Origin of the sequence: Sphingomonas sp. (genome assembly GCF_039595165.1) — a bacterium.
Taxonomy (GTDB): Bacteria; Pseudomonadota; Alphaproteobacteria; order Sphingomonadales; family Sphingomonadaceae; genus Sphingomonas.
This window is the reverse complement of the sequence record NZ_JBCNMA010000001.1, coordinates 93,479-106,543: the sequence shown is the minus strand read 5'-3', so window position 1 is coordinate 106,543 and position 13,065 is coordinate 93,479. Positions and strand designations below refer to the sequence as shown.

Sequence of the window (13,065 nt, the reverse complement as noted above, 5' to 3'; positions counted from 1 at the left end):
TGATCAGTCCTTGGCGTCGGCGTACGGATCCTTACCGCCGCCCGCGATCCACTGGTCGAGCACGCGCTCGAGCGTCGGCAGCGGCACCGAGCCGAGGCCGAGCAGCGTGTCGTGGAACCAGCGCTGGTCGAACTTGGCGCCGAGCTTCGCCTCCGCCTCGGCGCGCTTGCGGCGGATCAGCATCTCGCCGAGCTTGTAGGCGAGCGCCTGGCCCGGATCGTTGATGTAACGATCGACCTCGATCGTGACCTCGTGATCCGAGAGCGCGGTGTGCGCCTTCATATAGTCGAGCGCCTGCTGGCGGGTCCAACCCTTGTGATGGAGTCCGGTGTCGACGACCAGGCGGGCGGCGCGCCACATCTCGTAAGTCTCGCGCCCGAACTCGTCATAGGGCGTCTCGTAGATGCCCATCTGGATGCCGAGCCATTCGGTGTAGAGTCCCCAGCCCTCGCCATAGCCGGAGAAATAGGTCGACTTGCGGATCGCCGGGCGGTTGGGCCCTTCGAGCGCGAGCGCCGCCTGGAAGCTGTGGCCCGGGGCGCATTCGTGCGCGGTGAGCGGCGGGATGGTGTAGAGCGGCCGCGCCGGCAGATTGTAGGTGTTCATCAGGCAGCTCTCGAGCCCGCCATTGCCGCCGGTGGCGAAGGGCGCGATGTTGTCCGGCGTCGGGCGGATCGTGAAGCGGTAGCGCGGCAGGCGGCCGACCAGGAACTTGAGCTGGCCGTTGATGCGGTTGGCGACGTAGGCCGACTTGGCCATCAGCTCATAGGGCGTCTTCGCGGTGAATTGCGGGTCGGTCTTGAGGAAGTGGAGGAAGCCGGCGAAGTCGCCCTTCCACCCGGCCTTGGCCATCGTCGCCTTCATGTCGGCGTCGATGCGCGCGACCTCCTTGAGCCCGATCTCGTGGATCTGGTCGGCGGTGAGGTCGAGCGTCGTATATTCGCGGATCTTGGCGGCATAATAGGCCTTGCCGTCGGGCAGCGCCTCGCCCGCCGTGGCGGTGCGCGCTTTCGGGATGTACTCGTCGCGGACGAAGGCGCGCAGCTTGGCGAAGGCCGGCGCGGCGGCGGCGGCGGCGGTGCGGCCCTCGGCGGCCAAAGTGGCGCGCTCGCTCTCCGGGATGTTGCCCGGGATCGCCTTGAAGGTGGTGAACAGCGGGTTGGTGTCGAGGTCCGCCGAGGCGAGTGGCGCGATCGGCCCGTCGCGGCCGGCGAGCGAGACGCGCGGCTTGGTGAAGCCGCGGGCGAGCCCGGCGCGCATGTTGGTAATCTGCTCGTCGACATAGCGCGGCATGTCGCCGAGGCGCTTGATATAGTTGCGATAGGCCGCGACGCTGCTCAGCCCGCCGCGCGGGGCGATCCAGGTCCAGAAGCCGAACGGGTCCTCATACTCGCGGTACTTCTGCTCGACCATGAAGCGCTCGAGCGCGGTGCGGAACACCTCGGCGTTGATCCGCTCCTCGGGCGAGAGCTCGGCCAGCGGGATCCTGTCGAGCTCGGCGAGCGCCTTGGTCCAATAGGCGGCGCGGCGCGCCTGGCTGGCGGGATCGACGCGCGGCAGCCGGTCGCTGCCCTCGCGATCGCCGTCGGGGTCGAGGCCGAGCTCCTGCGTGCGCCACTGCCATTCGGCGTCGTACAGCGCCTTCAGCCGCGCGTCGGCAGATTGGGGGGCGGTCTGGGCGGGGGCCGGCGCGGCGAGCGCGACCGAGGCGAGCAGCGGGAAGACGAACAAGCGCATCGGGCTCTCCGGGTTCAGGCGTTGGGTTCGGCGAGGATGCGGACCCCGAAGACGGGGCCGCAGCGAGTGCGGGCATCGGACGGCTGGAAGCGGATCGTCACCGCTTCCTTGCCGCGGGTGAGCGCGAGCGGGATCGGATAGTCGACGTCGAAGAAGGTGCCGGGACGCTCGCCCTCGAGCGTCTGGGTGGCGATGCGCTCGCCGTCGACGAGGATGTCGAAGCGCTTGTTGCGCTCCTCGCCCCAATAGGTGGCGCGCAAGGTCAACGGGCCGGGGCGCACCTTGGCGGTGAAGCTGAAATAGCCCCCTGCCCGTGCGTCGCGGCCGTGGCGGCCGCGATAGGTGACGGGATAGCTGACCGCCGCCTCGAGCTTGTGGTCGCGCTCAGGCTGCATCTCGCCGAGCTCGACGATGTCGACCGATCGCGCGGCGAGCGCGCGGGCGGCCGCCTGCTCGGCGGCGAAGGCGGCCTGCTCGGCCTGCCAGCCGGCATCGTCGAAGGCGCGGAAATAGACGGCGGTGCGGCGATCGACCTGGCTGAAGAACGGCGCGAGCGCAAGGTCGCCGGGCCGGCCGCTCCCCTGGGTGCGGAAACGCGCGGCGGCGCGGTCGACCGGATGGACGCTCGCCACGATGTTCGCCGCGACCAAAGCCGGTGCGGGGCCGGTGAAGGCTTGGCTCGCCGGGCCGAGATCGGCGGCGAGCACCAGCGGGCCGTGGAGCAGCGCGATGGTCGAGGGATCATCGGGCGTCGCCTCGCTGCGCAGCGCCATCGGCAGCGTGAGGGTCACGCGATCGCCCGCGCGCCAGCTCCGGCGCAGCAGCGCATAGCCGTCCGGCGCATCGAGCGGCACGGCCGCGCCGTTCACCGCCAGCGTCGCGCCGCGGCACCAGCCGGGAATGCGCAGCGCCAGCGCGAACGGCTTGCCCGACGCCTTCTCGACGGTGACCTCGACCGTCTCGGCGAAGGGATAGCGGGTCTCCATCCGCAGCGCCGCCCCACCCTTGTCCCAGCGCGCGACCGAGGGGATGTAGAGATTGGCGACGATCGTGTCCGCGCCCGCCCACCAGGCGGAATCGCCGTGCTTGGCGTGGCTCTCCATGCCGGTGCCGACGCAGCACCAGAAATGGTCGAACGGCTTCGACCAGCTCCGCGCGCTCCCCGACATCAGCGGCACCATATAGGCGAAGGCGCCGGTCGCCGGATCCTGGTGTGCGAGGATGTGGTTGAGGTGGGTGCGCTCGTAATAGTCGAACAGCCGCGCCTCGGGCCGCCAGCCATAGAGATGGCGGGTGAGCTTGAGCATGTTGTAGCTGTTGCAGCTCTCGCAGGTCTGCTCGGTGATGTGCTTCGAGACGGTGCGCGGCGCGGGGAAATATTCGCGGTCGGCATTGCCGCCGATGACGTAGCTGTAATCGCGCGTCACCGTCTCCCAGAAGAAGCGCGCAGCGGCGGCATGATCGGCGCGGCCGGTGATCTCGTGCAGCCGGGCGAGGCCGATCAGCTTGGGGATCTGGGTATTGGCGTGGATCCAGGGCAGCGAGTCCCGCCCCTGCGCCAGCGGATCGAGCACCTTGCGGTGGCGGAGCCGCTCGGCGAGGCGCAGCCAGCGCGGGTCGCGAGTGCGCGCGTGGAGCTCGGCGAAGCTCTCGTTGATTCCGCCATGCTCGCAATCGAGCACGGTCTGCACCTGCGCGTCGTCAAGTTTTGCGAAGACGCCGTCGATATAGGTGCCGAGCGCGACCGCCACCGGCAGCGCGCGGGTCGCGCCGCAATGATCGGCGGCGGCGAACAGCCCGTCATAGAGTTTGTGCCAATTGTAGAAGGGCACCCAACAGCCGTTGAGGTCGAAGCCCAATGAGCGGATGTCGCCCGCGGCGATCTCGGCGAAGATGATCTTGCCGTTCTCTTCCTTGCCGTCCTTCTTGCGCGTGAAGCCGGCGACATAGCCGTCGCCGCTCGCGGCCTGGCAGGCGGCGAGTTCGTCGACGATGTAGGTCGCGCGGCGGCGGCATTCGGCGTCGCCCGTGGCGGCGTGCATCAGGGCGATGGCGGTGAGGTAATGGCCGAGGCTGTGCCCGGCGATGGTGTCACTTTCCCACCCGCCATAACGCTCGCCCTTCGGCGCCAGCCCGGCGTTGGCGCGGAACATGTGGAGCAGCCGGTCGGGCTCGAGCGCGTGGAGGTAGCGGAGGTTGGCGTCCCGCGCCCTGGTCCAGATCGAGGGCAGCAGTTGCACCTGCTCCAGCGGCAGCGGCGCGAGGCCCGCCGGCAGTCGCGACAGGGCTTGACCCTGTGCGAGTAGCGGCACCGGCAGGAACGCCGCGGCGGCGACGCCGGCGAGCAGCGCCCGCCGGCCGCTGGAAAAGGCGTGCTTATTTCTCATATTCGGGCAGCGCCGGGTTCCAGCCCTTGGGCAGCTTGCCGCCGTCGGCGATGAACTGGTCGAGCCGCGCCTCGAGCACCGGCAGCGGCACCGAGCCGAGCGACAGGATCAGGTCGTGGAAGTTGCGCTGGTCGAACGCGGTGCCGAGCTTGGCCTCCGCCTCGGCGCGCTTGCGGCGGATCAACATCTCGCCGAGCTTGTAGGCGAGCGCCTGCCCCGGCCAGGCGATGTAGCGGTCGATCTCGGTCTCGATCTCGTGGTTGGAGAGCGCGGCGTTGTCGCGCAGGAATTGCTGCGCCTGCTCGCGGGTCCAGCCATAATGGTGGATGCCGGTGTCGATCACCAGCCGCGCGGCGCGCCACATCTCGTAGGTGAGCTGGCCGAACTCCTCGTACGGCGTCTCGTAGATGCCGATCTGGCCGCCCAGCCACTCCCAATAGAGCGCCCAGCCCTCGCCATAGCCCGAGAAGCCGGTGGCGCGGCGGAAAGCCGGCCGGCGGATCGCCTCCTGCGCCACCGCCGCCTGGAAGCTGTGGCCTGGATTGCACTCGTGGAGCGTGAGCGAGGGCAAGGTGTAGAGCGGCCGCGACGGCAGGTTGTAGGTGTTCATCAGGCAGCTCTCGAGCCCGCCGCGGCCGCCGGTGTAGATCGGCGCGAGGGCCGCGGGCACGGGCAGGATCGCGAAGCGGCGGCGCGGCAGGAAGCCGATCGTCTCGGGCAGCTTGGCGTCCATCTTCTTGGCGACATAGGCCGATTTGGCGAGCAGCTCGTACGGGGTCTTGGCGTAGAATTGCGGGTCGGTGCGCAGGAATTCCATGAAGGCGGGCAGATCGCCCTGGAAGCCGGCCTTGGCCTTGACCTTCTCCATCTCGGCGCGGATGCGCGCGACTTCCTTGCGGCCGATCTCGTGGATCTGCTCGGCGGTGAGGTCGAGCGTGGTGAAGCCCTTGATCTGCGCCTGGTAGAAGGCCTTGCCGTCGGGCAGGCTCTCGCCGGCGAGCACGGTTCGCGTCTTGGGCAGATACTCGTTCTTGAGGAAGGCGTAGAGCTTGGCATAGGCGGGCGCGACCGCCTCGCGGATCGCCTTCTCGCCCTCCGCCGTCAGCGCCGCCTGCTCCGCGGCCGGGATGCTCGAGGGCATCGCCTTGAACGGGTCGAAGAAGCTGTTGCTGCGATCGGCGGGCAGATAGGGCTTGGCCGTCTCCTCGCGGCCGGTGGCGGAGACGCGCGGCACGGTGTAGCCGCGCGCGATGCCAGCGCGCATGTTGGCGATCTGGTCGTCGAAATAGCGCGGCAGGTCGCGCATCCGGGCGATATAGTTGCGATAGCCCTGCGCGGTGCGGAAGCCGCCCGAACGCGGGCTGAGGCCGGACCAGAAGAAGGTGTCCGAGTTGAACGGCGCTTCATAGGTCTTGAAGCGGATCTCGTTCGCCATGGTCGTGATCGACTGGCGGAACACCGCGGCGTTGACCTTCTCGTCGGGCGAGAGCTGCGCCTCGGGGATGGTGTCGAGCTCGGCGAGGATCTTGGTCCAATAGTCGAGGCGCGCCTTCTGCGTCGCGGCATCGATCTTGGGCAGCGTCGCGGGCCCGCCATCATCGTCGCCGCCGCGATTGCCGCGCAGCCCCTGCTGCTGGCGCCACGCCCATTCGCGCTCGTACAGCGCCTTGAGCCGCGCGTCGGCGCTGCCCGCAGCGGGCGCTTGGGCCGGCGCCTGGGCGTGGGCGACGGCCGGCATCGCGGCGAGGACGGCGAGCGGGATCAGGGCACGATTCAGCATGGGCTATCCTTCTCAGTCATGAGTCAGCGCGTGGGTGTCGAGAGCTTCGATCGGCATCGGGCCGGGTGCGATCCCGCGCGCCGCCTTGGCCTCGGCGACGATGCGGCGGATGTCCGCGCGCAACGCCTTGGCGTCGTAGAGAATGCCGTCCTTGATCGTCCACACGATGCCGCCGACGCGCTCGGGCTTGCCCGTCGCGTCGTTGAGCTTGAGCGTGCCGGTGCCGAACAGCAGCTTGAGATTGGCGAGCGGATTGCCCTTCACCACCACCAGGTCCGCCTTGCGGCCGACGCGGATCGTGCCGAGCTGGTCGGCATGGCCGAGCAGCCGGGCGCCCTGCTGGGTGGCGGCGTGGATCACCTCGAGCGGCGAGAAGCCCGCCTCGCGCAGCAGTTCCATCTCCTGCGCGTAGCCGAAGCCGTAGAGGTTGTAGATATAGCCCGAGTCCGAGCCCACGGTGACGATGCCGCCGCGGTTCTTGTACTCGTTCACGAAGGTCATCCAGCGGCGGTAATTGTCCTTCCACGCGACCTCGTGCTCGGTCGTCCAGTCGAACCAGTAGGAGCCGTGATGCTCGCGGCTCGGGCGATAGAAGTCCCATAGCGCGGGATGGGTATATTCGTCGTGCCACACCGCGCGGCTCATCCGCATCAGGTCGCGGCTGGCGAGATAGGCGGTGAAGGTGGGATCGAGCGCGAAGTTGCGCTCGAGCAGCGTCGACATCACGCTTTCCCATTTTTCCGAGCCGGGCTCGGCGGCCTGGAGCCACAGCTTGCCGGACTCGCCGAAGCGGTCCTGCTCGTCATTGTTGACAAATTCGTTGGGCCAGCGCTGGAGCTGGCGATCGGTGAACATCGCCTCGGGCAGGCCGTACCAATGTTCCATCGATTCGAGCCCGGCCTTGGACGTGTCGAGCACGTTGGCATAAGCGACCACCGGCTGGGCGTGGTGCATCGTGGTGTGGAGGCCGATCTTCCTGGCCTCGTCGATCGCGGCGAACAGCACGTCCTCGGCGCCGCCGATGAACTTGATGCCGTCGGCGCCGCGGCGCTTGGCCTCGTTGATCGCGGCGCGGGCGCTCACCGCATCGTTGACCGGGGTCGAGCGGATGCGATGGAAGAAGGGATAGATGTCGATCCGCGGCGCGACGATCTCGTTGCGCGCGCTGCGCGCCTTGACCTCGGCCAGCCATTCGATCGGCCGGTTGCTGCCGACCTCGCGCACGGTGGTGATGCCGCTGGCGATCCACAGCTTGAGCACATAGTCGGCGGGGACGCCCTGCTCGTCCTGCGTGTTGTGGAGATGCGTGTGCGCGTCGACGAAGCCGGGCATGACATAGTGGCCGGTCAAGTCGATCTCGTGATCGCCCGGCGCCGCGCGCGACTTGGGGTCGATCGCGCCGGGCACGCCGATCGTTCGGATCTCGGCGATGCGGTCGCCCGAGAGCACGATGTCGACCGGCCCCTGCGCGGGCGCGCCGGTGCCGTCGATCATCGTGACGTTGCGCAGCACCACGCGCTGGAACGGGCCGATGCCGAGCGTACGCCCCGGGATGATGTCGGCAGACGCCTTCGCCTCCTGCGGACGCGCGGTGACGGCGAGCGGCGCGGCGAGCATCGAAGCGGCGGCGAGCAGCACCGCGAAACTGGAAAAGCGAAGCGTCATCGGTCGACCTTCCGCGAAAAGGGTGGCTGGTGGCGCAGGGTTCACGCCACCAGCCGAGGGGGTGCTAGAACTTCATCCGCACGCCGGCGAAGAAACGCCGGCCGAGCGTATCGTAGAGCGATACGTCGACGTTCGCGTCGCCGACGAAGGTCGTGCCGAGGATCGGCGGCATCTTGTCGAGCAGGTTCTCGACGCCGAGCATGAAGGTGAACTGCTCGCTCGCGCGGAAGGTCGTGGTCAGGTCGAAATACCAGACCGACGGCGATTTCTTCACGATCGTGGTCACCGTTGGGTAGGCTTCGAGATTGCCGATCATCCGGCCCTGCGCGCGGATGTCGATCGGCCCGCTGCTGTAGGCGGCGCTGAGGTTGAGCTTGAAGTCCGGGATGATGAAGCCGCCGCTGCCCGACGAGCAGCCCGCGCCGTAAAAGCCCGCGCAATCCTGTGGCGGCACGCTGCTCAGCGTCTGGATCGAGCGTTCGAACAGCCAGCTCGCGACCCCCTTCAGGTCGAGCTTCGCATCCTCGCCGCCGATCCCGAGCGCGGGGGGAAGCGTGAAGCGATAGTCGATCTGGGCGTCGAGGCCGCGGACCTTGAGCGAACCGATGTTGTTGAGGTTGGTGCGCACATAGTCGATCTGGCCGCCGGGCAGGCGGAACACCGACTGGCAGGTCGGCGTGGTTGCGTCGAGATTGGTGTAGCAGTCGTTCAGCGTCTGCTGGGCGTTGACGGTGAAGATCGCGTCCTCGACCTCGACGTTGAAATAGTCGACCGTGAAGTTGAGCCCCGGGATGAACGGCGGCGAGATCACAGCGCCGACCGTATAGGTCTTCGATTTCTCCTCGCGCAAGTTGGGATTGCCGCCGCTCTCCTCGGTCAGGCCGAGCGTGGCCTGGGTGAAGGTGTCGATCTCGGCGGCGGGGATGCCCTGCGAGACGCAGAACTGCTTGAGCGCGGCGCTGCGGTTGTCTGCGCCGCTGCCCGGCCGGGCGCACGGGTCGGTGCCGCCGGTGAAGCCGCGGCCGACCGCCGAATAGAGCTCGTTGATGTTCGGCGCGCGGATCGCGCTGTTGTAGGCGCCGCGGATGCGGATCCATTTGACCGGCGCATATTCGCCGCCGACCTTCCAGGTGAACACCCCGCCGACGGTCGAATAGTCGGAATAGCGCGCGGCGCCTTCGATCGCGAGCGTCTCGAAGAAGGGCGTGTTGGACAGGATCGGAATACGCAGCTCGCCGAACACTTCCTTCACGTCGAACTCGCCGGCGAGCGCGTTGTTGGACGCCGCGCCATATTCGCCGTTGAGGTCCATCGCGCTGGGCGTCGACTGGTATTTGTCCTTGCGATACTCGACGCCGACCGCGATCGGCACCTCGCCCGCCGGCAGCTTGAGCAGCACGCCGCTGAGCGAGGCGCCCGCGACCTGGCGCTGGAAGATGTCGTAGCTGGCGCGCGTCGGCGTGAGGTAGGCGCCCGCCTGCGGGGTGATCGCACCAAGGCCGAAGATCGACACCGGCACGCAGCCCTGCACGCCCGAGCGGCAGACCGGCTGGCCGGCGCCGTTCAGCACCGCGTCGAGGCCCAGGCTGAGGCGAGTCTGGTTGATCACGCCTTCGCTGCGCGTGTCGGTGCGGTTGCGCAGATACTGGTAGAAGACGTCCCAGCGCCAGTCGCCTGCGCCGAGCTTGAACTCGCCGCGCAGCCCGCTCGTGATCGCATAGGACTGGCGCTCGTAGAAGCTGTCGCGCGTGCCGAGCTCGTCGGCGCGGCGGCCGCTGCCGACCACGGCGGCGGTGCCGTCATTGTCGGGATCGAAGATCGCGCGGTTGTTGATGAAGAACTGACGCACCGCGGGCGACAGCGCGACGCTGGTGGCGTAGTTGGGCACGAGCAACGTCGAGGACGCCGCGCCCGGCGTGACCGGAGTGAAGGAATCGGGCGCGAGCTGCGAGTCGTTGCGCGTGTTGACGTAGAAAGCCTCGGTATATGCCGTGATCCCTTCGGTGATGTCGTAGTGCGCGATCGCCGAGACGTTGACGCGCTCGACCGGGCGCTGAAGCAGATTGAACGGCGCGTAGTTGTAGGTGTCCTCCGGCTGGCAATAGGGCAAGGGCGTGCCGTCGGTGCCGAAGCGGATGCCGGTGATCGAGGTGCAGGTGCCGCCCGGGGTCATGTTGACGCCCACCAGCTGCGCGCGCTGCGCGGCGCTCAGCGGAACGCGCGTGCCGGGGATGCTGCCCGACCCCGAATAGACCAGCTGGCCGCCGATCTCCGCGAGCGGCACCTTGCCGAATGGCCGGCTCGCCTGCGTGATCGGGTCCTGCTTGGCCCAGCCGACGGCGAGCGCGATGTTGCCGCGGCCGTCCTCGAGATTGACGCCATAGGTGACGCCGAGCTTCTTCGACCCGGCGTCGCCGCGATCGGTGATGCCGGCCTGGGCCGACACCTGCAGGCCGCGGAAATTGTCGTCGAGGATGAAGTTGACCGCACCAGCGATCGCGTCCGAACCATAGACCGCCGAGGCGCCGCCGGTGATGATCTCGACTCGCTTGATCAGCGCGTCGGGAATGCTCGACAAATCGACCGAGCCGTTCGAGTCGGCGGGGATGAACCGCCGGCCGTTGACGAGCGTGAGCGTCCGCGTGGCGCCGAGGCCGCGCAGGTTCGCCGGCAGCACGCCCGCCCCGCCGCCGTTATTGACGGTGGACGTATTGCCCGCGGCAAGCTGCGGGTATTCGTTGAGCGTCTTTTCGAGCGTCACGCTGCTTGTGGTCTGGATATCCTCCTCGCCGACCACCGTGGTGGGGCTGGGAGCAGTGAGATCCGTGCGTACCAGGCGCGATCCGGTGACGACGATTTCGGGCTCCTGCGCCGCGCCTTCAGCCGGCGCGTTCTGAGCCATCGCTATTGCCGGTGCGCAGAGCAACGTTGTCGAAAGAAGCAACCACCCCGCGCGCCCAGTTGCGCGGAAACGGAAATCCGTACCCATAGTCGACCTCCCTGTCGGTCCGGAGCGCGATCCGCTCCCGATTTTCGTTCTTCCTGACGGTATCGGCTCTGTTCTGTATACGAAACACGATATACAAAGAACTGAACGAGTCAATGCGGGAGGAGGGCCATTCCCGGAATCGTGTTCTGATGGGGAGGTCGAGATGGGGATCGGTTTACGAAGCGGGGCTCAACTACCGGCCACGTTCGCGCTCGTCGGCGTCGGGCGGGCACCGCGGCCCCCTATATTGGCGCAACAGACTCAACCACTCTCGCGCCCGACCGCGCGGCGCGTCCCGCCTCCAAGCAAGGCGGGGATTGATGAGCGCCGATCTCTTTCATCTGCGCTCGGTCGCCGACCCGCAGGTCTCGCGCGACGGCAAGTTCGCGCTGTTCACCACGCATATGCCGATCGCATCGGCATGCCCCATACCCGGGTCTGGCAGCTCGACGTGGCGAGCGGCCCACCACGACGAAAGGCGGCCGAACCTAGTCCAGCGGCTTGAAGCGGATCGCCGTCCCTCCGCCGGGACGAAGCGCCAGCTCGAGCCGGTCGGCACCGGTGACGACGCGACGTTCGATCTCGAGTGCGAGCGGATTGTGCCGGAAGTCAGCATCGGGCGCGTCGCGATAGATCTGCGCCTCGTAGCGCTTGCCCGGCGCAAGGAAATCGAGCGGCTGGATCAACTTGCGCGGATTCTCGTCGGTCACCGCGCCGAGAAACCAGTCCCGCCCGCCGCGTGGCTGGCGGGCCACCACGGCATAGTCGCCGACCTCGCCAGCCAGTGTCTTCGACATCTCCCAGTCGGTCGGCACGTCGCGGATGAACTGGAAGGCGTCGAGCCGCGCCGTGTAATTCTCGGGCAGGTCGGCCGCCATGTGGATCGGCGAGTAGAGCACGACGTAGAGCGCCAGCTGCGTGGCCAGCGTCGACTGGACGCGGCGCGTCAGCTCGCTCTTTCCTTGGGTGAGGTCGAAAATGCCCGGCGTATAGTCCATCGGCCCGGCGAGCATTCGTGTGAAGGGCAGGATCGTCACATGCTCGGGCGGGTTGGTGGGGTTGCCCCAGGCGTTGAACTCCTGCCCGCGCGCGCCTTCGCGGCTGACCCAGCTGGGCCAGGTGCGGCGTAGCCCGGTGTCCTTGACCGGCTCATGCGTGTTGATCGCGATGCGGCGCTTCGCCGCCTCTTCGACGACATGCAAGTGATGGCGCACAAGATACTGGTCGGCGAACCAATGCTGGCCGCCTGCGGCATCGACCAAGGTGCCGCTCGGGCGGACATAGCCGGTCTTGATCACCGACACGCCGGCATCGGCATAGAGCTTGAGCGCGCCGGCGAGTTGCGCCTCGTAATTGGGCACGGCGCCGGCGGTCTCGTTATGCCCGATCAGCCTGACCCCGCGCGCCTTGCCATAGGCGGCCAGCGCGGGAAGGTCGAAATCGGGGTAGGCCTGGGTGAAGCTGAACTTGTCGCCATTGGCGATCCAGTCGCCGTCCCAGCCCTTGTTCCATCCCTCGACCAGCACGCCGTCGAAGCCGTATTTGGCGGCGAAGTCGATGTAGCGCTTGACGTTGGCGGTGGTCGCGCCGTGATAGGCGCCGCTGCCCCAGCTGGTCTTGTTGAGGTGCATCTCCCACCACACGCCGACATATTTGCCGGGCTTGAACCAGCTGACGTCGCCGAGCTTGCTGGGGTCGTTGAGGTTGAGCGTGATGCGGCTGTCGGCGAGCGCGGCAGCGCTGTCGCCGATCAGCACGGTGCGCCATGGCGTGACGAACGGGCCGGTCCTGCGCGCGGCGATGCCGTCGGGCAGCGGCATCAGCCACGCCTTGAGCGTGCCTGCGCCGTCGCCCTGCAGCAGCATGCTCGGGAAATCGACCAGCGCGGCTTCGTGGAAGGAAAGATGCAGGCCGTCCGCGCCCCGCATCGTCAGCGGCGTCTCGGCGAGCGTGATGCGGCGGGCGTCGGTCTGGGTGTAGAGATATTCGTCGCGGTCCGCGCCGAGCGCCTGGTACCACCAGGCCTGCCACGCGCCGGCCGGACGGAACTCGGTTCGCTCTCCCGCGACCTCGACAGCCTGACCGGTGGGGATCGCGTCATAGGCATAGCGAAAGCCAAAGCCGTCATCGAACAGCCGGAAGACGACGCGAACCGCGCGATTGAGCGGGGTGTCGCCGGCCAGCGTGACGGCGAGCTCGACATGATGGTCGCGGATCACCCGTTGCTCGCCCCAAGGCTGCTGCCAGCTGGTGTCGACCGCCCGCCGCTCGGCCCCGGTCAGCGCCGTGAACCGGGCGGCGGGCTCCCCCTTGAAGTCGAGGCCGAGGCGTCCGGGCGCGAACAGAATGTTGCTGTTGCGGCGGACCTCATAGCGCGCCTCGCCCTGCGCGACCGACACGCACAGCTCGATCACCTTGCCCGGCGACTGCGCGCATTCCGCGGCGCCGGCAGTGGCGGGCGCTACGATCAAGACCAGCAGGATGAGGATGCGCAGGATCATCGGGCG

The 13,065-nt window shown here is 68.1% G+C and carries 6 protein-coding genes; all 6 read right to left on the bottom strand.

The window, feature by feature from the left end; genetic code table 11:
• Positions 1–3: 3 nt before the first annotated feature.
• The 6 genes from ABDV68_RS00385 to ABDV68_RS00360 all read right to left on the bottom strand — a co-directional run bounded on the left by ABDV68_RS00385 (position 4) and on the right by ABDV68_RS00360 (position 13,059).
• The gene (locus ABDV68_RS00385) at positions 4–1,737 is read right to left on the bottom strand and encodes a DUF885 family protein (protein ID WP_343517659.1); all 1,734 of its coding nucleotides are present in this window, start codon (positions 1,735–1,737) and stop codon (positions 4–6) included.
• A gap of 14 nt (positions 1,738–1,751) precedes the next feature.
• A complete protein-coding gene (locus ABDV68_RS00380) occupies positions 1,752–4,124 on the bottom strand; it encodes a glycoside hydrolase family 127 protein (RefSeq protein WP_343517658.1) in 2,373 nt (790 codons plus the stop codon).
• Positions 4,114–5,904, bottom strand: coding sequence for a DUF885 family protein (locus tag ABDV68_RS00375; protein WP_343517657.1), 1,791 nt, complete (start codon positions 5,902–5,904; stop codon positions 4,114–4,116). The genes ABDV68_RS00380 and ABDV68_RS00375 overlap by 11 nt, the downstream gene beginning before the upstream one ends.
• A gap of 12 nt (positions 5,905–5,916) precedes the next feature.
• Positions 5,917–7,569 carry an amidohydrolase family protein gene (locus ABDV68_RS00370; protein ID WP_343517656.1) on the bottom strand — a complete coding sequence of 551 codons (1,653 nt, stop codon included), beginning with the start codon at positions 7,567–7,569 and terminating at the stop codon, positions 5,917–5,919.
• A gap of 64 nt (positions 7,570–7,633) precedes the next feature.
• Positions 7,634–10,471, bottom strand: a complete 2,838-nt coding sequence (locus ABDV68_RS00365) for a TonB-dependent receptor (protein ID WP_343517654.1) — start codon at positions 10,469–10,471, stop codon at positions 7,634–7,636.
• A 575-nt stretch (positions 10,472–11,046) separates the two neighbouring features.
• The gene (locus ABDV68_RS00360) at positions 11,047–13,059 is read right to left on the bottom strand and encodes a glycoside hydrolase family 97 protein (protein WP_343517653.1); all 2,013 of its coding nucleotides are present in this window, start codon (positions 13,057–13,059) and stop codon (positions 11,047–11,049) included.
• Positions 13,060–13,065: the final 6 nt, after the last annotated feature.

What these genes read in the sequence shown, in the direction of transcription:
- ABDV68_RS00360 (WP_343517653.1), bottom strand. Translation starts at nt 13,059, where the DNA reads ATGATCCTGCGCATCCTCATCCTGCTGGTCTTGATCGTAGCGCCCGCC.
- ABDV68_RS00365 (WP_343517654.1), bottom strand. Translation starts at nt 10,471, where the DNA reads ATGGCTCAGAACGCGCCGGCTGAAGGCGCGGCGCAGGAGCCCGAAATC.
- ABDV68_RS00385 (WP_343517659.1), bottom strand. Translation starts at nt 1,737, where the DNA reads ATGCGCTTGTTCGTCTTCCCGCTGCTCGCCTCGGTCGCGCTCGCCGCG.
- ABDV68_RS00370 (WP_343517656.1), bottom strand. Translation starts at nt 7,569, where the DNA reads ATGACGCTTCGCTTTTCCAGTTTCGCGGTGCTGCTCGCCGCCGCTTCG.
- ABDV68_RS00380 (WP_343517658.1), bottom strand. Translation starts at nt 4,124, where the DNA reads ATGAGAAATAAGCACGCCTTTTCCAGCGGCCGGCGGGCGCTGCTCGCC.
- ABDV68_RS00375 (WP_343517657.1), bottom strand. Translation starts at nt 5,904, where the DNA reads ATGCTGAATCGTGCCCTGATCCCGCTCGCCGTCCTCGCCGCGATGCCG.